This is a genomic window from Anaerobacillus arseniciselenatis, from assembly GCF_001865995.1.
Lineage (GTDB): Bacteria > Bacillota > Bacilli > Bacillales > Anaerobacillaceae > Anaerobacillus > Anaerobacillus arseniciselenatis.
In genome coordinates this window covers 289,013-310,430 of the sequence record NZ_MLQQ01000040.1, presented here as the reverse complement: position 1 = coordinate 310,430, position 21,418 = coordinate 289,013, and the positions used below count along the sequence as shown (strand labels likewise).

General features: G+C 36.7%; 20 protein-coding genes, 2 tRNA genes and 1 other annotated feature. Of the genes, 20 read left to right on the top strand and 2 right to left on the bottom strand.

The genetic code is table 11. The annotated features are described in order from the left end of the window. Positions 1-303: 303 nt before the first annotated feature. Complete coding sequence (locus BKP35_RS14660) at positions 304-759, bottom strand: YslB family protein (RefSeq protein ID WP_071314099.1); 456 nt, start codon at positions 757-759, stop codon at positions 304-306. A 170-nt stretch (positions 760-929) separates the two neighbouring features. Here BKP35_RS14660 and BKP35_RS14655 point away from each other — a divergent pair, with 170 nt between their 5' ends. The 16 genes from BKP35_RS14655 to BKP35_RS14580 all read left to right on the top strand — a co-directional run bounded on the left by BKP35_RS14655 (position 930) and on the right by BKP35_RS14580 (position 15,095). After that, entirely contained in the window at positions 930-2,279 is a 1,350-nt protein-coding gene (locus BKP35_RS14655) for a TrkH family potassium uptake protein (protein ID WP_071314098.1), read from the top strand. Between the two features lie 734 nt (positions 2,280-3,013). Further along, positions 3,014-3,622 carry a succinate dehydrogenase cytochrome b558 subunit gene (locus tag BKP35_RS14650; RefSeq protein WP_071314097.1) on the top strand — a complete coding sequence of 203 codons (609 nt, stop codon included), beginning with the start codon at positions 3,014-3,016 and terminating at the stop codon, positions 3,620-3,622. Between the two features lie 23 nt (positions 3,623-3,645). Continuing rightward, positions 3,646-5,415, top strand: coding sequence for a succinate dehydrogenase flavoprotein subunit (gene sdhA, locus BKP35_RS14645; RefSeq protein ID WP_071314096.1), 1,770 nt, complete (start codon positions 3,646-3,648; stop codon positions 5,413-5,415). Then, positions 5,412-6,173 carry a succinate dehydrogenase iron-sulfur subunit gene (gene sdhB / locus BKP35_RS14640; RefSeq protein WP_071314095.1) on the top strand — a complete coding sequence of 254 codons (762 nt, stop codon included), beginning with the start codon at positions 5,412-5,414 and terminating at the stop codon, positions 6,171-6,173. Before sdhA ends, sdhB begins: the two co-directional genes overlap by 4 nt. A gap of 124 nt (positions 6,174-6,297) precedes the next feature. Beyond that, a complete protein-coding gene (locus BKP35_RS14635; protein WP_071314094.1) occupies positions 6,298-6,765 on the top strand; it encodes an acyl-CoA thioesterase in 468 nt (155 codons plus the stop codon). An 86-nt stretch (positions 6,766-6,851) separates the two neighbouring features. Continuing rightward, positions 6,852-7,076, top strand: coding sequence for a helix-turn-helix domain-containing protein (locus BKP35_RS14630; protein ID WP_071314093.1), 225 nt, complete (start codon positions 6,852-6,854; stop codon positions 7,074-7,076). A gap of 623 nt (positions 7,077-7,699) precedes the next feature. Continuing rightward, positions 7,700-7,963 carry a phosphocarrier protein HPr gene (locus tag BKP35_RS14625; protein ID WP_071314092.1) on the top strand — a complete coding sequence of 88 codons (264 nt, stop codon included), beginning with the start codon at positions 7,700-7,702 and terminating at the stop codon, positions 7,961-7,963. Continuing rightward, on the top strand, positions 7,963-9,681 hold the full coding sequence (gene ptsP, locus BKP35_RS14620) for a phosphoenolpyruvate--protein phosphotransferase (RefSeq protein ID WP_071314091.1): 1,719 nt from the start codon (positions 7,963-7,965) through the stop codon (positions 9,679-9,681). The genes BKP35_RS14625 and ptsP overlap by 1 nt, the downstream gene beginning before the upstream one ends. 293 nt (positions 9,682-9,974) lie before the next feature. Then, the gene (locus BKP35_RS14615; protein WP_071314090.1) at positions 9,975-10,424 is read left to right on the top strand and encodes a MarR family winged helix-turn-helix transcriptional regulator; all 450 of its coding nucleotides are present in this window, start codon (positions 9,975-9,977) and stop codon (positions 10,422-10,424) included. A gap of 35 nt (positions 10,425-10,459) precedes the next feature. Beyond that, complete coding sequence (gene racE / locus BKP35_RS14610; protein ID WP_071314089.1) at positions 10,460-11,254, top strand: glutamate racemase; 795 nt, start codon at positions 10,460-10,462, stop codon at positions 11,252-11,254. A gap of 157 nt (positions 11,255-11,411) precedes the next feature. Then, entirely contained in the window at positions 11,412-12,479 is a 1,068-nt protein-coding gene (locus tag BKP35_RS14605; RefSeq protein ID WP_071314088.1) for a GerMN domain-containing protein, read from the top strand. 248 nt (positions 12,480-12,727) lie between these two features. Then, positions 12,728-13,486, top strand: a complete 759-nt coding sequence (gene rph, locus BKP35_RS14600) for a ribonuclease PH (protein WP_071314087.1) — start codon at positions 12,728-12,730, stop codon at positions 13,484-13,486. An 11-nt stretch (positions 13,487-13,497) separates the two neighbouring features. Further along, positions 13,498-14,097 carry an XTP/dITP diphosphatase gene (locus BKP35_RS14595; protein ID WP_071314086.1) on the top strand — a complete coding sequence of 200 codons (600 nt, stop codon included), beginning with the start codon at positions 13,498-13,500 and terminating at the stop codon, positions 14,095-14,097. Between the two features lie 15 nt (positions 14,098-14,112). Further along, entirely contained in the window at positions 14,113-14,631 is a 519-nt protein-coding gene (locus BKP35_RS14590) for a metallophosphoesterase family protein (RefSeq protein WP_071314085.1), read from the top strand. 307 nt (positions 14,632-14,938) lie between these two features. Continuing rightward, positions 14,939-15,012 (top strand) — tRNA-Gly (locus tag BKP35_RS14585). Positions 15,013-15,018: 6 nt separating this feature from the next. Then, a tRNA-Arg gene (locus BKP35_RS14580) sits at positions 15,019-15,095 on the top strand. A 58-nt stretch (positions 15,096-15,153) separates the two neighbouring features. Here BKP35_RS14580 and BKP35_RS14575 read toward each other — a convergent pair. Continuing rightward, positions 15,154-15,573 (bottom strand): hypothetical protein, encoded by a 420-nt coding sequence (locus BKP35_RS14575; protein ID WP_071314084.1) that lies wholly within the window; start codon positions 15,571-15,573, stop codon positions 15,154-15,156. Positions 15,574-16,050: 477 nt separating this feature from the next. Here BKP35_RS14575 and ilvE point away from each other — a divergent pair, with 477 nt between their 5' ends. The 4 genes from ilvE (at position 16,051) to ilvN (ending at position 21,377) form a co-directional block, all read left to right on the top strand. Beyond that, a complete protein-coding gene (gene ilvE / locus BKP35_RS14570; protein ID WP_071314083.1) occupies positions 16,051-16,956 on the top strand; it encodes a branched-chain-amino-acid transaminase in 906 nt (301 codons plus the stop codon). A gap of 28 nt (positions 16,957-16,984) precedes the next feature. Next, positions 16,985-18,652, top strand: coding sequence for a dihydroxy-acid dehydratase (ilvD, locus tag BKP35_RS14565; protein WP_071314082.1), 1,668 nt, complete (start codon positions 16,985-16,987; stop codon positions 18,650-18,652). Between the two features lie 19 nt (positions 18,653-18,671). Beyond that, positions 18,672-18,926 (top strand) — a binding site (T-box leader). A 208-nt stretch (positions 18,927-19,134) separates the two neighbouring features. Next, positions 19,135-20,862, top strand: coding sequence for an acetolactate synthase large subunit (ilvB, locus tag BKP35_RS14560; RefSeq protein ID WP_071314081.1), 1,728 nt, complete (start codon positions 19,135-19,137; stop codon positions 20,860-20,862). Next, the gene (ilvN, locus tag BKP35_RS14555; RefSeq protein WP_071314080.1) at positions 20,859-21,377 is read left to right on the top strand and encodes an acetolactate synthase small subunit; all 519 of its coding nucleotides are present in this window, start codon (positions 20,859-20,861) and stop codon (positions 21,375-21,377) included. The genes ilvB and ilvN overlap by 4 nt, the downstream gene beginning before the upstream one ends. The last annotated feature ends 41 nt before the right edge of the window (positions 21,378-21,418 follow it).

The following is a 21,418-nucleotide window of genomic DNA, read 5'->3' as shown; positions in this document are numbered from 1 at the left end:
AAAGGCGAATGATTTCCTTCTCTTCGCTGTGACCTTCTATCGAATCTCAGAGGCTCGTTCACGAAATCATCCGCCTTTTTTCATACAAAACCCTCATGCCGGTCTTCATCACCATCTAATTGGAAAAGTCAGGAAAGGGCGTAGCCTAACCAACTGTCCACAAACCCACTAACCAACTATTTCCATCCAAAACCCTCATTACGATTTACTTGTCACCTTCTAAGATGTAAATACAATGTTTTTTCCAACTTTCGGCTTTCCAACAAACCAACAAACCAACAAACCAACAAACCAACTCTTATATTATTGTTCGTTATCCACCTTGTCGTGTAAGTCCCATTTTACATGGTAGATTATTTTTTTTATTTTGCCGTTTTTCGGCATTTCGTTCGTTTCGGTAATTCCACCTTTGATGCTTTCAACTTGCTGGGCTAAAAAACCGGCTTCTAACGGTGTAGATAATTCCTTTTTATCGTTAAATAAATTAGAAGTTAATTCAAAAATTACTTCTGACCGCTTTTCTTTCACTATCAAAAGCTCTCCCCATCCTGCTTTTTTGAAAAAAAGGATGATGTCATCAAAAGAAGGTGCAGGGTACTTTCTTGCTAAAGATTTTCCAGCCCAATATAAAATTGAATTGTGTTCTTTACCTAGTAGGTCGGGTAAAAGGTCTTCTTTTAAAAGTTTGTATCCGAATATTGGGATTTCTCCCTCTGTTATTTCATTAGACTTGAGCTGTTCTTTTTTAGTAAAGATCATCGTTGTCCCCCATTACCGCTATTAAAAAATTATAAATTATACTTTTAAAAATTAGTCCTAATGTGTCAATTACTCCATCTATATTATATATCTATTTCTCCAAATTCACTATATCATTTTCAAAAAAATGTGGTATACTAATGCCCGATACAATTCGGAGGTACATGATTATGAAACTTTCTAAGGGGAAATATTTGACCCCATTTCGAATTATTATTTTTTCCTATGTTGTTGCAATGTTTTTATTCAGTATTTTACTCTTTTTACCGATATCTCACTTGCCTGGAGTAGACTTAACTTATTCAGAAGCATTGTTTACATCAGTAAGTGCAGTTAGTGTTACAGGGTTAACAGTAGTTAACGTATCTGAGACATATAGCTATGTAGGAATCGCATTTTTAGCAATTGCGATCCAATTAGGTGGTATTGGGATCATGACGCTAGGGACATTTGTTTGGATGATTTTTGGGAAAAAAATTATCTTATCGCAACGAATGTTAATCATGGTCGATCAAAATCAAAATAGTTTCTCTGGTCTCGTTAATTTAATGAGGGGAATCCTATTTGTAGCGTTAGCGATAGAGTTGATAGGCGCTTTAATTTTAGGTACATATTACTTAAATTATTTTGATACAGTGGGAGAGGCCTATTACCAAGGGGCTTTTGCGGCGTTAAGTGCGTTTACAAATGCCGGATTTGACGTTACGGGACAATCGTTAATTCCGTTTGCTGATGACTATTTTGTACAGTTTATAACGATCACCTTAATTTTTGCCGGGGCAATTGGTTTCCCGGTGTTAATGGAGCTAAAACAATATTTTTCAAAACAGCACCCTAACTTTAAATTCAGTTTATTTACAAAAATTACAACAGCGACTTATTTCATTGTATTTATTTTTGGCTTTGTATCAATTTGGTTATTAGAGATTGGTCATTTTTATGAAGGATTAGCTTGGCACCAACAGCTATGGTACTCGTTATTTAATTCTGCTACGGCTAGAAGTGGTGGTCTTGCGACGATGGATGTATCTGAATTGAGCTTAGCAACATTATTGCTTATTTCTGGATTGATGATTATTGGAGCGAGTCCTTCAAGTGTTGGGGGAGGAATTCGTACGACGACTTTAGCTGTCATGTTTTTAACGATACGAAGCTTTGCGCTTGGAAAAAGTGACGTAAAAGTATTTGGTCGGGAAATTCATCAGGAAGATCGTCAAAAAGCTTTTATCGTATTATCGGTGTTTATTGTCATGTTATTTACCGCGATCATTTTAATAGCTGCTTTTGAGAATAGTGGTGAAATTGCCTTAATGGCGATCGTATTTGAAGCTAGTTCTGCGTTTGGAACGTGTGGGCTTTCTATGGGGATAACTCCTGATTTAAGTCTCCCAAGCCAAATGGTCTTAATGATACTAATGTTTATCGGCCGTGTAGGCTTAATTGCCTTTTTGTTCTCCGTGAAGAAAAAGGAAACGAAAAGTTATTATAAATATCCGACAGAGCGAATTATTATTGGATAACGTTTCTCTTAGTGGGTTTTAAACAACTTACCGTTTAAGTTAGTAGTAATAATAGAGAAAAAAGTGGGATATATCTATTTTTATTGATTGAATTTCATAACTATCTAAATCGAGCCATATCAAATTATGAAATTCAATAAATTATCTTTTTAATTTTAAAGAGGGCAAAAGCTTTTCGCTAGAAACGCTTTAGCCCTTATTTTTATAGTGTCAATAGTAGTAAGTGTGGGTAAAAGTGAGTTGCCAAAAAAAAATAAAAATGAAGAAAATATTAAAATTTTGTGAATGTTTATAAAGGTTTTAATTTAATAGCTAGTACTTTATGTTAAAAAAGTCTAGTAGATGGTGGTAACGAGAAGGGGTATAGGCGTTTGTGAAAAAATGAACAACCTATTAAAGCGTTTTCAGTAATCAGAAAATATAAAAAATAAAGTGTATACGTTTTCTTGACGCTGTTACTGTATTGGGAGTAAAATAAAATTGTCACATTATATTCAAAGATAGTGATTTTTAGTTTGTTGACATTTTGAAAAAAACTATTTTCCTAGTGTTAAATCTAGAAACTAGGGGGGGATGCGATTTCATAATTATGTTAAAAGGTAAACAAAAAGGTTTTATAGGAAATTATTGTACTTTAGCAGGTAAAAACTAAAGTATAAGAAAGCAGACTTTCCCATTTTAAAAGCTGAGGTGTAAAATCCTCTACAAAACTATGAAAACAGGGGGAAACAAGTATGGCCGGTAATCGAGAATTTATGTATCGTAAGTTGCACTCTTTGCTAGGGGTTATACCAGTAGGGATCTTCTTAATCGTTCATTTTGTAGTTAACTACTATGCTGTCTATGGGGTAGAATCTTATAATTCAGCAGTACAATTTATGGAAAATTTACCATTTCGTTATCTATTAGAAATTTTTGTTATCTTCTTACCATTATTATTCCACGCCATTTATGGCCTTTACATTGCATTCCAAGCGAAGCATAACACGAGTACATATGGCTACTTTAGAAACTGGATGTTTAGACTTCAACGTTGGACAGGTGTAATCACAGTAATATTCTTAGCTTGGCACGTTTGGGAAACGAGAGTCCAGGCTGCTTTAGGAGCAACAGTTGACTTTAACATGATGGCAAACATTGTTGCGAATCCTTTCATTCTCGCATTTTACATTGTAGGTATTGTTGCAGCAACATTCCACTTTGCGAACGGACTATGGGCGTTTTTCGTAACTTGGGGAATCACTGTTACTCCTCGATCACAAGTAATTTCAACTTACTTGACGCTAGGTATTTTCGTTGCGTTAACGTTTGTTGGTGTTCGTGCAATCTTAGCATTTATCTAGCCAAATATTAAGGAGTGGTCATGATGAGTAAAGGAAAAATCGTAATAGTTGGTGGTGGCTTAGCAGGTTTGATGGCCGCGATCAAAGCAGCAGAAGCAGGAGTTCAAGTTGATTTATTTTCAGTAGTTCCTGTAAAACGATCTCACTCCGTATGTGCCCAAGGTGGTATTAACGGAGCTGTAAATACAAAAGGTGAGGGTGACTCACCGGCAGAACATTTTGATGATTCAGTTTACGGTGGAGACTTTTTAGCAAACCAACCGCAAGTAAAAGCAATGTGTGATGCGGCACCAGGAATTATTCATTTAATGGACCGTATGGGAGTTATGTTTAACCGTACTCCTGAAGGTTTACTAGATTTCCGACGCTTTGGTGGTACACAGCACCACCGTACAGCTTTTGCTGGTGCAACTACAGGACAACAGCTTTTATATGCTTGTGACGAGCAAGTTCGTCGCCATGAAACAAGAGGTCTTGTGAAAAAGTATGAAGGCTGGGAGTTTTTATCGACAATTATCGATGATGAGGGAGTTTGCCGTGGGATTATAGCACAAGATTTAGGCTCTTCACAGATTGAGCACTTTAAAGCTGATGCAGTAATCATTGCTACAGGTGGACCTGGAATCATCTTCGGGAAATCTACTAACTCTATGATTAATACAGGTTTTGCAGCTGCAAAACTATATGAGCAAGGCGTATATTATGCGAATGGAGAATTTATTCAAATTCACCCTACAGCGATTCCAGGAGATGACAAGCTTCGTCTCATGAGTGAAAGTGCTCGTGGTGAAGGTGGCCGTGTTTGGACATATAAGGATGGAAAACCTTGGTACTTCCTAGAAGAAAAGTATCCTGCATACGGAAACTTAGTTCCACGTGACATCGCTACTAGAGAAATTTTCGATGTTTGTGTAAATCAAAAGTTAGGTATTAATGGAGAGAACATGGTTTATCTTGACCTTTCTCATAAAGATCCGAAAGAGTTAGACATAAAACTAGGTGGAATTATGGAAATTTATGAGAAGTTCATGGGTGACGATCCTCGTAAAGTACCGATGAAAATCTTCCCAGGTGTTCACTATTCAATGGGTGGACTTTATGTAGACTATGATCAAATGACAAATATTCCTGGATTATTTGCTGCCGGCGAGGTTGACTATTCTCAACATGGAGCTAACCGTTTAGGTGCAAACTCACTTCTTTCTGCGATTTATGGTGGAATGGTAGCAGGACCTAAGGCAGTTGACTATATTAAAGGTTTAGAAAAATCAGCGGATGATATTTCATCTACACTGTTTGATAGCTGTTTAAAAGAGGAGCAACAAAAGTTCGATTCTATCTTAAAGATGGATGGAAAAGAGAATGCGTACCAGCTTCATAAAGAACTAGGTGACATTATGACAGCGAACGTAACAGTTGTTCGTGAAAATGATAAGTTATTGAAAACAGATGAAAAAATTGTTGAATTAATGGAACGTTATAAAAACATTAATATTGTAGATACAGCTAAATGGAGTAATCAAGGTGTTGCATTTACTCGTCAATTTGAAGGAATGCTCAATTTAGCTCGTGTAATTACTCAAGGTGCGTATAACCGTAACGAAAGTCGTGGGGCTCATTACAAACCAGAATTCCCGGATCGTAATGATGAAGAATGGTTAAAGACAACAAAGGCTAAGTATAACGCTGAGAAACATGCTCCCGAGTTTGAATATGAAGATGTTGATGTTTCATTAATCACACCACGTAAACGTGACTACACCACTAAAAAGAAAGTGAGTGAGAAAGCATGAGCCAAAAAACCATTCGATTTATAATCACTCGACAAGCGGATACAAGTTCTGCGCCATATAAAGAAGAATTTGAAATACCTTATCGTGAGAATATGAACGTTATTTCGGCTCTAATGGAACTCCGTCGTAATCCTGTAAATTCATCAGGTACTAACTCGACGCCAATCACTTGGGATATGAGCTGTCTAGAAGAAGTTTGTGGTGCATGTTCAATGGTCATCAATGGTAAGCCGCGTCAATCTTGTACAGCTTTAATTGACCAATTAGAACAGCCAATTCGCTTAGAGCCAATGCGTACGTTCCCAGTTATTCGTGACTTAATGGTAGATCGTACGAGAATGTTTGAATCATTAAAGAAAGTCAAAGCATGGATTCCAATCGACGGTACTTACGACTTGGGGCCTGGTCCACGTATGCCAGAGAGCAAGCGACAATGGGCTTATGAACTTTCAAAATGTATGACTTGCGGTGTTTGTTTAGAGGCATGTCCGAACGTAAATAGTAAATCACCATTTATTGGTCCTGCTCCATTATCACAAGTTCGTCTCTTTAATGCACATCCAACGGGTGAAATGAACAGAGGAGAGCGTCTTGAAACTCTTATGGGTGACGGTGGATTAACCAATTGTGGTAACTCACAAAACTGTGTGCAAGCATGTCCGAAAGGAATTCCTTTAACGACTTCAATTGCTGCACTAAACCGTGATACGACACTACAGTCATTCAGAAACTTCTTCGGAAGTGACAACAATATTTAATAGATTATCCTAACATAAAAAGCGGTGACTCAGGTGAGTATGGTTCTCATATCGAGTCACCACTTTTTCTAAATATAAATGAATGGTCAATCATTCATAATTACTCGAAAGGAGCAAATTTATTTTGGAAAAAATATCTTATATTGATAATAAAGAGCAATGGATAAGTGGTTTTTCATTTTTTGCGCCTGTAAAGGTTCGATTTTCTGAAACAGATGCCTTTGGACATTTAAATAACACAAAAGTATTTGCTTACTTTGAGGAGGCACGTATCGATTTTTTAAAAGAAATGGGTTTAATGAAAAAATGGATGTCTTCAAAAGTTGAGACCATCCCAGTTACATCTGATTTACAATGTAATTACTTAAAGCAAATATTTTTTGATGAGCAGCTAAAAGTATTTGTAAAAGTTGATTCAGTGGGTTCAACTTCTTTTGATCTACATTATATGATCAAAAATGAGCAAGGTGATGTATGTTTAACTGGTAGGGGCAGAATGGTGCAAGTTCATAAAAAAACTGGCAAACCAGTTCAATGGGATCTAGCCATTATAGAAAAACTCGAAAGTTCTTTTTCAACATGTAATAATTAAGTCACAAGGAAACACCTTCTTACATAGGATATCGTAGCTAAATACATTCCTATGCATTGTAGCCCGTGCAAGAGAGGGTGAAATAATTGAAAGAACACGAATTCCGTCCTAAGCCACTACTCACAAAACGTGAGAAAGAAGTTTTTGAATTATTAGTTCAAGATAAGACTACAAGAGAAATTGCACAGCAACTATTCATAAGCGAAAAAACGGTTCGTAATCACATTTCAAACACAATGCAAAAGCTTGGAGTAAAGGGGCGCTCACAAGCAGTCATTGAATTGGTGCGGTTAGGATATTTAAAGATCTAAGCATTTGGGTTGTCCAAAATAAGTGTCAGACACTTCTTGGACACCCTTTTTTTTATACACAAACATTAATGCACATGTTGAAAATTTTAAAATCTTTATGATATAATTATTTTGTAGTAAGAATTAATAGAATAAAAATGTTTACGTGTTACTGACGCGATCAGGCATGAGTAAAGTTGTGTATATGAACGTTTAGATGGGAAAATCTATTTATAGATCATCTAAATGTCTTCATTGCATCTTTATTCATGCTTTTTTGTGTGAAAATAGGTACTTGGAGGTGGATTTTCTTTCACGAGCCTCTAAAATTCGATAGAAGTTTACAGTGAAGTGAAAGAAAATCCACCTCCAATTTTCATTCTAGATGGTGACGATATATTTTCATGTAAAAGACGGTTAGTTATAAGATGAAAAACAGGATGTTCGTGACTTTTGGCGCTAACTTTTACAAGTTTAATGAATTTCATAATTGCTTATCTTCGCCACGAAGATCAATATATAGTTGCGTAAAACAATTCGCAAACTATATATTGCGTGATGTGGCTCGTTTTTAGTAATTATGAAATTCATTTAGTTAGTATCGAAATTCATTATAAATTAAACTATTTAAGGAGTGTTTCAAAATGGCAGAAAAATCATTTAAAATCACAGCAGATACAGGTATTCATGCAAGACCAGCAACACAATTAGTAAATAAAGCAGGACAATTTGAAGCTGATATTACGTTAACTTACAAAGAAAAGTCTGTGAACTTAAAATCAATAATGGGTGTTATGTCTCTAGGTGTTGGACAAGGGGCAGATGTAACTATTAAAGCTGAAGGATCAGATGCGGATGCAGCACTAGCTGCCCTTGAAGAAGTTATTAAAGGTGGTTTAGGTGAGTAATGTCTGAAACAATAAAAGGAATAGCAGCTTCTAGCGGGATAGCAATTGCCAAAGCATTTAAGCTAGAAAATCCAGATTTTACAATTGAAAGAAAAACAAGTACTAATGTTGAAGCTGAGCAGCTTAAGCTTGAAAAGGCATTAGAAACATCAAAAGAAGAATTAAAAGTGATTCAAGAAAAAGCCGAAAAGGAAATGGGGGAAGATAAAGCAGCAATATTTGCAGCGCATCTTCTCGTATTAAGTGACCCTGAACTTATTAATGCCGTAAAAGATAAAATTTCATCTGACAAGCTAAATGCTGAGAGTGCAATGGATGATGTTTCATCGATGTTTATTTCGATGTTTGAAAGTATGGACAACGAGTACATGAAAGAGAGAGCAGCGGACATTCGCGATGTTTCTCAACGAGTTTTAGGGCATCTATTAGGCATTCAAACAGCCTCATTAGCAGCGATTGACGAAGAAGTAGTTATTATCGGTGAGGATTTAACACCATCAGATACAGCACAATTGAATCGAAACTACGTAAAGGGTTTTGCTACAGATATTGGTGGTAGAACTTCGCATTCAGCGATCATGTCTCGATCATTAGAAATTCCTGCGGTAGTTGGAACGAAAGAAGCTACGACAAAAATAGAAGCTGGAACTGTAGTGATTGTTGACGGTCTTGATGGGATTGTGATTGTGGATCCGACTGAAGAACAAGTATCAGAATATAAGACGAAGTTGGCAACGTTTGAAGCACAAAAAAAGGAATGGGAAAAACTTGTCGCTGAAAAGACTGTTTCAGAAGATGGACAGCATGTAGAGTTAGCTGCTAATATTGGAACTCCGGATGACCTTGATGGTGTTATTAACAATGGTGCAGAAGGAATTGGGCTTTATCGTACTGAATTTATATATATGGGTCGAAATGAGCTGCCGTCAGAAGAGGAGCAGTTTGAAGCTTACAAAACTGTTGTCGAAAGAATGGCAGGAAAACCAGTCGTTATCCGAACATTAGATATTGGTGGAGATAAGGAACTTCCTTATTTAGATTTACCGAAAGAAATGAATCCTTTTTTAGGATATAGAGCGATACGATTGTGCTTAGAAGAACAGGAAATATTCCGTACACAACTAAGAGCTCTTTTGAGAGCTAGCGAATATGGGAACTTAAAAATTATGTTCCCGATGATTGCAACGATCGAGGAACTCCGACAAGCGAAAGAAATTTTAAATGAAGAAAAAGGTAGTTTATTAGCAAATGGAGTGAAAGTATCCGATTCGATTGAAGTTGGTATGATGGTAGAGATTCCTTCAACAGCTGCTATGGCTGATATTTTTGCCAAAGAAGTCGATTTCTTTAGTATCGGTACAAACGATTTAATTCAATATACGATGGCAGCAGACCGAATGAACGAGCAAGTTTCTTACTTGTATCAGCCGTATAATCCTGCAGTACTTCGCTTAATTAATTCTGTAATTACGGCAGCGCACCAAGAAGGAAAGTGGGCAGGTATGTGTGGCGAAATGGCAGGAGACGAGTTAGCCATCCCGATTTTATTAGGCTTAGGTTTAGATGAGTTCAGTATGAGTGCTACGTCGATTTTACCAGCAAGAACTCAAATTAAAAACCTTTCTAAACAACAAATGCAAACGATCGCTAAAGAAGCATTAACATTAGCTACTGCAACGGAAGTGGAAACGTTAGTAAAAAATAAAGTTTTAAAATAAAGAAATTTTCACATGGGGGTTCCAAATCAAAGTGTCAGTCACTGCCAGTCCCTAAATAAAGACCGATCGTAAAAATGCGTCTTTATTTAGGGGTTGTCTTAGTGAATTGACACTTTTGGAGCGCCCTTTTTCCTTTTAGAGAAGTAATATTTTTACAAATAAGTTACTAAAAGCATTATTAGAGAAAAATAATTTTAGATTATTTACTAAGAATACTTGAAATTATCGTGAAAAACGACGAAAATAATAACATATATGTCGAAATCGGAACTTCACTACCAAGGAGGTATAAAATGCAAGAATCTAAAAATAATGAAATGCAGCAAGTGGCCCATATAGAAAAGTCACTTAGAAAGATCGCCGATATTATTAAACAAAGAGGGAGAGAAATTTTGACTCAGTTCCCGATCACTCCACCTCAATTTGTTGCACTACAATGGCTTCATGAATATGGAGATATGACGATCGGAGAATTATCAAATAAAATGTACTTAGCTTGTAGTACGACAACTGATCTTGTTGATCGTATGGAAAAAAATGAACTCGTAGAAAGAGTAAAGGATACGAACGACCGTCGTGTTGTACGCATTCATCTACTAGAAAAAGGTGCAACGATTATTCAAGAAGTTATTAAGAAACGCCAAGAATATTTGAGTGATGTATTAAAACATCTATCCGAAGAAGAAGTTAACGTACTAGAGAGCAATTTAAGCCATCTTTACGATGAAATGACTAGAGACTAATTTTGTAAAAGCAAAAATGAAAAAGAGGGAATTCATTGAATAAAGCAATTGGTGTTATCGATTCTGGTATAGGTGGGATAACTGTAGTAAAAGAATTATTACGGCAACTACCGAAAGAAGAAATTTTATATATTGGTGATACTGCTCGTTGTCCCTATGGGCCAAGGCCAGAAGAAGAGGTAAGAAAATTCACGTGGGAAATGATTAACTATTTACTAGATAAAGAAATAAAAATGCTAGTGATTGCATGTAATACAGCAACCGCTGTTGTTTTAGAAGAGGTTAGAGATCAGTTAAACATCCCTGTAGTTGGTGTAATTCACCCAGGTGCAATCTCGGCATTAAAGGCGACGAAAAATGATAGTGTAGCTGTTATTGGTACAGTCGGAACAATTAAAAGTGGTGCTTATAAGAAGACACTTACGAGTATTAATAGTAACATCAAGGTAGAAAGCTTAGCTTGTCCGCCTTTTGTCCCTTTAGTAGAAAAAGGTGTATTCGATGGGCCAGAAGCTTATAAAGTTGTTCAAAACTGCTTACAGCCTTTAAAAAGATCTACTGTTGATACGATTATTTTAGGATGCACTCATTATCCACTATTAATGAATGTGATCCAAGAGGTAATGGGAGAGACGATTGAAATAATTTCCTCAGGCGATGAAACTGCAAGGGAAGTAAGTGCGCTTCTTTATCATAATGAGCTTCTTTATACAGGAAACCGTCATCCGAATCACACATTCTATACTACAGGTGAAGAGATTCGTTTTAAACAAATTGCTGAAGAGTGGTTAGAGCAAAATGTATTAGTTGCAACTATATCTTTAACGTAAAAAGTCCTTTTAGAGGGCTTTTTTTGTTTGTGGTGGTTAGTTGGTAAGTTTGTTCGTTGGTTTGTTGGTTAGGTGAAGAGAAATCGAAAAAGCCTGGTCTAATTTTGAAAAAAGCTCGTATACATAATAGTACAAACCACCTGAGGAGGGAAATTGTATGCGAGAATTTTACAGAGCAGGAGTTCCTTTGCTGTTTGCTCTATCTATCATTGTAACTGGTTGTAATTTTGGAGGAGACAAAACAATGAATGAAACGGACCCACCGCCAGTCAGTTACGTTGATGAAGGAGTTTCCTTTGATAGCACTGAAGGGCTAGAGGAAGAAGTGGAAGAGTCGAGTGAAGAGATGACAACAGAAACTGTAACGCGAGAATTGTACTTAATTGATCAAAATGGACTCGTTGCTCCACAAGCGATTACGCTCCCGAAAGAAGAAGGAGTGGCGAAACAAGCTGTTGAATACTTAGTAAAAGATGGGCCTGTCACTCAATTATTACCGAACGGGTTTCAAGCCGTTCTTCCACCAGGTACTGAGGTGCTCGGTGTAAATGTTGCTGAAGGAGTCGCTGTTGTAGATTTTTCAGAGGAATTTAAAGAGTATCACCCTGATGAGGAATTAAAAATATTACAGGCTATTACATGGACATTAACTCAGTTTGACAGTGTTGATGAGATAAAGGTTCGTATAAATGGATATGATCAAGAGATGATGCCAGCAAATGGAACTCCTATTGGTGACGGTTTTAGCCGATTAAACGGTATAAACATGGAAACTGATAAAGTAGTTGATTTAGTAAATAGTAAATCGGTGACATTATATTTCCTGGCTCAAAATGGACAAAATTATTATTATGTACCGGTAACGAGAAGAGTTAACTCTAGTGAAGATCAATTAACAGCTGTTGTTTCACAGCTATTAGCAGGACCTTCTAGCTTTTCTAACTTGTTGACTGATTTTCGCCATGGGGTAGAGCTTTTAGACGATCCTCGTTATGCCAATGGTGTTGTTACTTTAAATTTTAATGAATCTTTATTAAACCATATTGAAGGAACGGCGATTAGTGATGAAGTATTAAATCTACTTGTATTGTCATTAACTGAGCAGCCAGGGGTTGATAAAGTTGCGATACAAGTAAATGGTGATAGTGAAGTTTTAATGGCATCTGGGGAGTTTTTATCTGAGCCTGTTTCAAGACCTTTAAAAGTAAATGCAGTAAGCTATTAAAATATAGTTTTAAGAAGGTGTCAAAAAGCGTAATGTATACCACTGTTACGCACTAAATAGAGAGAAATGCCTTTATTCTCTCTATTAGTGAAGACGTAGGTATGTACAAACACTGGCACCTTCTTTCATATTTTATAGTATTTACTAAGGTACAATTGGGAAACATACTCAAGTGGAATTTTACGTTTGTAGTGTAAACTAAACATTGGTATGATAGAAAAGAATGAATCAAAGGAGGAATTTGGATAATGCGTGTTGACGGTAGAAAATTAGACGAATTAAGACCAATACATATAGAAACTCAATATATAAAACATCCAGAAGGTTCGGTATTAATAACGGTAGGAGAAACGAAAGTTATTTGTTCAGCGAGTATTGAAGATCGTGTACCGCCGTTTTTAAGAAATCAAGGTAAAGGCTGGATTACAGCAGAGTATTCAATGTTGCCAAGAGCGACAGAACAAAGAAATATTAGGGAGTCGTCAAAAGGAAAAGTCACGGGAAGAACGATGGAAATACAACGACTTATCGGTAGAGCACTAAGATCAGTGATCGATTTAGATAAAATTGGCGAGCGAACGATTTGGATTGATTGTGATGTAATTCAAGCGGATGGTGGAACGAGAACCGCTTCGATTACTGGTGCATTTGTAGCATTAGTTTTAGCTGTTGAAAAATATATGGCTGAAGGTAAGATTAATAAGTTCCCGATTAAAGATTATTTAGCTGCAATTTCCGTTGGTGTTGATCCAAAATTAGGAGAAATTCTTGATTTGAATTATATTGAAGACTCAAGTGCTAACGTTGATATGAATGTCATTATGACAGGTAGTGGTCAATTTGTTGAACTTCAAGGAACTGGAGAAGAAGCCACTTTCTCTAGAGAGCAACTAAATCAACTTTTAGATCTTGCCGAGAAAGGTGTAAATGAATTATTTCATGAACAACGAGCCGTCTTAGGTGAATTCGCTGACAAGATTAAAGTTCTTTCAAAAGAAGAAGTATAGGAGGAACCATTTTGGAAGAAATTTTAATAGCTACGAAAAATAAAGGTAAAGCTAAAGATTTTGAACAACTGTTTGCTCCATTCAATATTGGAGTTAAAACGTTATTAGACATGGAAAATGCGATCGATGTAGAAGAGGATGGAACAACATTTCAAGAAAATGCAATTAAAAAAGCAGAAACGATTGCTCGTGAGTTCAATATTCCTACACTAGCAGATGATTCAGGATTAATTGTCGACGCTCTTGATGGTAGGCCAGGAGTTTACTCTGCTCGTTATGCAGGAATGAATAAAGATGACCAAGCAAATCTAAATAAAGTTCTTGATGAATTAAAGAATGTTCCTGAAAGCAAACGCAGCGCTCGTTTTCATTGCTCTTTAGCACTAGCGTTACCAGGGAAAAAAACGGTTGTTGTTGACGGAACATGTGATGGTGTGATTACACAGGAGCCAATCGGTGACAATGGCTTTGGTTATGATCCGATTATGTTTATTCCTGCTTTAGATAAAACGATGGCCCAGCTTTCGAAACAAGAAAAAAATGAAATTAGCCATCGTGCCAACGCACTTAAACATTTAAAGGAAATCTTAACTATGCGCCAAGTTTTCTAAAGGAGTATTTATTGTATGAGAGTTTTGATCATTAGCGATAGTCATGGGTTAAAAGAAGAGCTTTTTCAAGTTTTTGATCGAAATAAACACAAAGTCGACTTAATAATTCATTGTGGAGATTCAGAACTTCCTAAACAAAGTTTTTCCGCTTACGAAAAACTACTTATTGTTGGGGGGAATTGTGATTTTGATAAAAAATATGAGGAAGAAATTTTTTATGAAAAAGATCAATTAAAAGTTTTTGTTACACATGGGCATTTACATAACGTGAAAATGTCAGCGGTAAAGCTTTCTTATCGTGCGGAAGAGCTTGGCGCTAAACTAGTATGCTTTGGGCATTCCCATATTGCGGCTGCGTTTGTAGAAAATGGTGTGTTATACATAAATCCAGGAAGCTTTCGCCTCCCTAGAAAAAGGCTTGAACGTAGCTACGCCATCGTTGATTTTGAAAAATCACAAGAGGCTCTAGTTACTTTTTATGACCATTTAGGTAATGAAGTAGCAGACTTGAAAGAAAACTTTAAATTAGTGTAATATTAGTTTAATGAATTTCATAATTAATTATTTCCGCCACTAAGATCAATATATACTTGCTTCAAAACCGTTCGCAAACTATATATTGCGTGATGTGGCTCATTTTTGGTAATTATGAAATTCACTCAGTTAAAAAGCAAATGAGATTTTCAATAAATGCTAAAGCATACTTGAGGATCTCTTTTGCTAAACTGCAAATTGTTTGACATAGAGGGAACTCTGTTATATACTATTACTTGTCACTAATTAAGTGCTTTTTATTCCTTAACAATTTAAAATTAAAAATTGTAAATTGTTAATTTTATATGCGGGTGTAGTTTAGTGGTAAAACAAGAGCCTTCCAAGCTCTGGTCGTGAGTTCGATTCTCATCACCCGCTCCAAAAATTGTCCCAGTAGCTCAGCTGGATAGAGCATGGCACTTCTAATGCCAGGGTCGGGAGTTCGAATCTCTCCTGGGACGCCATTCATACATAATTAAAAAGCTTAAGCCATTTGGCTTAAGCTTTTTTGCGTATTTTTTTCTAAACATTTCTGATTTTCACTTGGATAAATATTTTGTTTAAAGCTTCATCAACATCTTTTTGTATTGTCTCTTGAGGGAACTTTAAAACTTTCCATCCGAAGCTACGTAAATACAACTCATGCTGCTTAAGTTTCAGTCGTTTGAATAACGCCACTTTGCTATGTGGATAAGTGAAAATTGCAATTTTGTACGGTTCAAGTGCCATTGGGATTGTGCAATAGCCAAATTTAATGGAAGGACTAACGTAAACTCCCCGCTTTTGCAAACCGTCATAAATTTTCTTTTCTACCTCAGACTTACAAAGGTGCCGCAAATCATTTACAGCGATAATTCCCTTTGTCTTTTTTTGTTTAGTTCCTACATATAGCAAAGTAAAAAAAACAATTGTAAGAAAAAAATATTCTAATATTAAATTCATCTCCATCACCAATATCATCATTGACATTAATTTAAAAAATTATCCAACCCACAGGGAATTATCAATAAATATAAAAAACTTTAAATTTTTTAAAAAATAGAGAAACATAATAGTAACAACATTGTAAGCGTATACAAAAAGAGAGATTGTTCTAAATTATCTAATTATTTTAAAAAAGTGGTTGACCAGTGAGGTAAAACGGCGTATTATAATCCTCAAATACAAAAAACAACGACTTAAATAAAGAGTATTTTTGTTAAAAAATCATACGCGACCAATGAATGTAAATAATTGAATTTTTATATTTATAAAAAACTAAAAATTCAATTTATTATTGAAGGTAGCTTTCAAGATGAGTATTAGGGGAAAAATTTTCCTTCAGTAGATTAGAGCTAAAGAAACCTTTATTCACATATTAAATTATATTAACACTATCTTTATATAGTTTTTATATTAACAATAGGGAGGAGTGAAAAGGTGAGCGAGCAGTGGATTTATTTAAATGAACAATTTGTAAAAAAAGAAGAAGCGAAAATCTCAGTTTATGATCACGGTTTTTTATATGGCGATGGGGTGTTCGAAGGTATTCGTGTTTATGATGGAAATGTATATCGCTTAGACGAACATTTAGACCGTTTGTACAATTCTGCAAAAGCTATTTTACTTAACATTCCTCATTCTAAACATGAGATGACTGAGATTATCATCGAAACTTTGAAGAAAAATCTACTTACTAATGCGTACATCCGTCTTGTAGTTTCACGAGGTGTAGGTAACTTAGGGTTAGACCCAAAATCGTGTCCAAAACCGCAAATCATTGTCATTGCTGAAGAGCTCACACTTTTCCCAAAAGAGCTTTATAAATCGGGGCTCGAGATTGTTACGGTAGCAACAAGGCGAAATCGTCCTGATGTGTTAAGTCCAAAGGTGAAATCATTAAATTACTTAAATAATATTTTAGTAAAAATAGAAGCGAGTTTGGCGGGGGTTAGTGAGGCGCTCATGCTAAATAGTGAAGGTTATGTAGCTGAAGGTTCAGCTGATAACGTATTTATCGTCAATGGGAATGTATTGAGAACACCACCTGGTTACATTGGTGCACTCGAAGGGATTACCAGAGCAGCAATTATGGAAATTGCTGAAAGTTTAGGGTATGTCGTCAAAGAAGAACCATTTACGAGGCACGATGTTTACGTAGCTGACGAAGTATTTTTAACTGGTACAGCTGCAGAGGTAATCGCTGTTGTTAAAGTAGACGGTAGAATAATCGGAGATGGGAAACCTGGCAACGTAACAAATGATTTATTAGAACAGTTCCGAGAACATGTTGTAAAAGATGGAGTCAAAGTATATTCGAGAGATGAACAAACTCAAGTAGGCTAAAGAAAATATATTAAGGGATGTAGATAAAATGCGGAGCGACATGATAAAAAAAGGTGTTGATAGAGCACCACATCGAAGTTTGTTACGAGCGACAGGTGTTAAAGAAGAAGATATGAATAAACCTTTTATAGGTGTTTGTAATTCATATATTGATATTATTCCAGGCCATGTTCATTTAAATAAGTTTGCAGAAGTCGTTAAAGAAGCGATCAGGGAAGCGGGTGGCGTTCCGTTTGAATTCAATACGATTGGAGTCGATGATGGTATTGCGACGGGACATATAGGAATGCGTTATTCTTTACCGTCGCGTGAACTCATTTGTGACTCAGCAGAAACAGTGATTAATGCCCACTGGTTCGATGGAGTGTTTTACATTCCAAACTGTGACAAAATTACACCTGGAATGTTAATGGCTGCAGTACGGACGAATGTCCCGTCAGTATTTGTAACAGGTGGTCCGATGGAAGCAGGCCGAACGAAAGATGGTAAAAGTTTATCGTTAGCTTCTGTTTTTGAAGGTGTTGGTGCCTTCCAATCTGGAAAAATGTCTCGAGAAGAATTACTAGAAATAGAATCATCAGCGTGTCCAACGTGTGGTTCATGTTCAGGGATGTTTACGGCAAATTCAATGAATTGTCTAATGGAAATGGTAGGTTTGACTCCGCCAGGGAATGGAACCATTGTTGCAACATCAGAAGATCGAAAAAAATTAATTAAAGATGCTGCTAACCAACTAATGAATTTAATTGAAAAAGATATTCGTCCAAGAGATATCGTTACGAAAGAAGCAATTGACGATGCTTTTGCATTAGACATGGCAATGGGTGGATCTACAAATACAGTCCTACACACGCTAGCGATCGCAAATGAAGCAGAAATAGAGTATGACTTAGAAAGAATAAATGAAGTAGCAAAAAGAGTTCCTTATTTATCAAAAATTAGTCCTGCATCTGATTATTCAATGCAAGATGTTCATAATGCCGGTGGGGTAAGTGCCATTATTAGAGAGCTTTGTTCTGTTGAAGGTGCTATTCATCCAGACCGCATCACGATTACTGGAAAATCTTTATATGAAGGTGTCAAAGATGCTGAGATTACGAATGATGAAGTGATTCGTCGTAAAGATAATCCATATAGTCCTGTCGGAGGTTTATCGATTTTATTCGGAAATATTGCTCCTAATGGCGCTGTTATTAAAGTCGGTGGTGTTGATCCAAGTATTGAAACGTTTGATGGGAAAGCAATTGTTTTTAATTCACAAGAAGAGGCTTTAGCTGGAATTGAGAATGGAACTGTAAAAGCTGGTCATGTAGTAGTCATTCGTTATGAAGGTCCGAAAGGTGGGCCGGGAATGCCTGAGATGTTGGCGCCTACTTCTTCAATTATGGGAAGAGGACTTGGTAAGGAAGTTGCCTTAATTACAGATGGGAGGTTTTCCGGAGCTTCACGAGGGATTTCGATTGGTCATATTTCACCCGAGGCAGCTGAAGGAGGCCCAATTGCTTTAATAGAAAATGGTGATCGAATTATCATTGATTTACCAAATCGTACGATTCATTTAGATGCTACCCAGGCAGAGCTCGAAGCTCGTAAAAAAGCTTTCGTTGTCCCAGAGCCTAAAGTGAAAAAAGGTTATCTCGCACGTTATGCAAAGCTTGTTACTTCGGCAAACACAGGTGGGGTCATGAAATTTTAAAAGAATAGTTAACTTTATATTAAAAACGTTGAAGAGGAAAAGTAGACTTAAGGACCGGTATCTACAGAGAGTCACTGGTTGCTGAAAAGTGGTGTTACCCCTTATTTCGAACTCCCCTCTGAGTGCCATTCCGAAAGAAATTCTAGTAGGATTGGTCGAGTGATACCGTCACTCGTTATCAAAAAGAGCGATTTAATCGTTCCTGAGGTGGTGATTTGTAAAAATGACCATGAACAAGGGTGGTACCGTGAAAAGAAACCTTTTCACCCCTTTTTTAAAAAGCATTTTTTATGCTTGTTTTAAGGGGTGAAAAGGTTTCTTTTTCTTAAAACGCTTTAATCCGATGAAGGGTTTATCTGTTAATGAACTAAAGTTAAGGGGATCATTTGGCTTTTAGGAAAATTGAAAAGTGTCTTATTTCTCACCTGTCACTAACGGCCATGAGCTGTATTATAAAATCCAACTTGTAAGGGGGAACAAAAATGAGCACCAAGTTGAGAAAGAAGCAAGCTGTTGCATCTAGTGAAAAACAAATGATGAAAGGCTCAAAAATGTTGATTGAAGCTTTAAAGCAAGAAGAGGTAGAGGTACTTTTTGGGTATCCTGGAGGGGCAATTTTACCAACGTTCGATGAAATACATCAAGATGGAATTCGCCATATTTTAGCTCGTCATGAGCAAGGCGCTGTCCATGCTGCTGAAGGTTACGCAAGGGTTTCTAAAAAGCCAGGGGTTGTTGTTGTAACGAGTGGTCCAGGTGCCACAAATGTAATAACAGGAATAGCCGATGCAATGATGGATTCATTACCATTAGTCGTTTTTAGCGGGCAAGTGGCAACTTCAGTCATTGGAACTGATGCCTTTCAAGAATCGGACGTGATGGGGTTAACGATGCCTATTACAAAACATAATTACCAAGTACGAGATGTTAATGAACTACCACGAATTATAAAAGAAGCATTTCATATTGCTACTACAGGAAGACCTGGGCCCGTCTTAATTGATCTACCGAAAGACGTTTCGATTGAAACTGGTTTATTTGACTACAATCAAGAGGTAAATTTACCGGGGTATCATCCGACGATAATGCCAAATAAATTGCAAATAAGGAAGCTTGTCGAAGCAGTTAGTAGTGCTAAAAAGCCTATCATCTTGGCTGGAGCAGGGGTATTACATGCAGGGGCTTCTGAACAATTACTTGAGTATGCTGAGCAACAACAAATTCCAATTGCTAGCACTCTATTAGGGCTAGGTGCTTTTCCTGGGGATCACGAATTATTTTTAGGAATGGCTGGAATGCATGGAACTTATCCAGCAAATATGGCGATTTATGAAAGTGATTTACTTATTAGTATTGGAAGTCGGTTTGATGATCGAGTGACTGGAAACTTAGAGAAGTTTGCACCTAACGCAAAAATTGCTCACATCGATATTGACCCTGCAGAAATAGGTAAAAACGTTGAAACGCAAATTCCGATTGTTGCTGATGCGATGGAAGCATTAAAAGAATTAATTAATCAAAATGGGGTTAAAGGACAAAACTCGTTATGGAATGAAGAGTTAAAGCATTTGAAGCAAGAATATCCTCTTTGGTATAAAGAAGACCCTGAAGTTATTAAACCACAACAATTAATAGAACGAATTTATGAAAAAACAAATGGTGAAGCCATCGTTACGACAGACGTCGGGCAACATCAAATGTGGACGGCGCAATTCTTCAAATTTAAAAAGCCGAATCGTTTCGTTACATCAGGGGGCTTAGGGACAATGGGCTTCGGGTTTCCGGCGGCTATTGGTGCACAGTTAGCAGAGCCGAAAACTCCAGTCATTGCTTTTATGGGTGATGCAGGGTTTCAAATGACTTTACAGGAGCTGTCTTTAGTTCAAGAAATGAAGTTACCAATTAAGTTAGTTATTGTGAACAATAGTTCACTAGGAATGGTTCGCCAATGGCAACAGTTATTTTTTGAAGAAAGGTATTCAAATTCATTAGTTCCTGTTCAACCTGATTTTGTGAAACTTGCCGAAGCTTACGATATTAAAGGATTTAGAGTCGACCATGTAGCTCATTTAGATGGTGCGATTGAAGAAATGTTAGCTCATGATGGTCCTGCATTAATCGATTTTAGAGTTGCCGACAAGGAAAATGTTTATCCGATGGTAGCTCCAGGCAAGGGGTTACATGAAATGATTGGGGTGAAGCCAGAATGAAACGCATTATTACAGCAACAGTAAATAATAGTTCCGGTGTATTGAACAGAGTAACTGGGATGCTCGCAAGAAGAAATTATAACATTGAAAGTATTACTGTAGGCCATACAGAAAACCCAGCGATCTCTAGAATGACATTTGTTGTAGTTGTAGATAATCAAAGAAGTATTGAACAAGTGATTAAACAGCTCAACAAACAAATTGATGTTTTAAAAGTTTCTGACATTACCGACGAATCGATCATGTCAAGAGAGCTAGTACTTATTAAAGTATTTAGTTGTCCACAACAACGCGCCGAAATTGCTGCAGTGATTAATCCTTTTAGGGCAACGATTATTGATGTCGGAAAAGAAAGTGTCACCGTCCAAGTAACAGGTGACCAACAAAAGGTTGAAGCGTTAATCGACTTATTGCACCCGTACGGAATTAAAGAGTTAGCTCGTACAGGTATTACAGCAGTAAAGCGAGGTCATAAAGTAACAAATGCCGAAGAAAGAGTAGTTTTGATTAATTAGTTGGTTAGTTGGTTAGTAGTTTGTTGGTTAGGGGCGTTGGT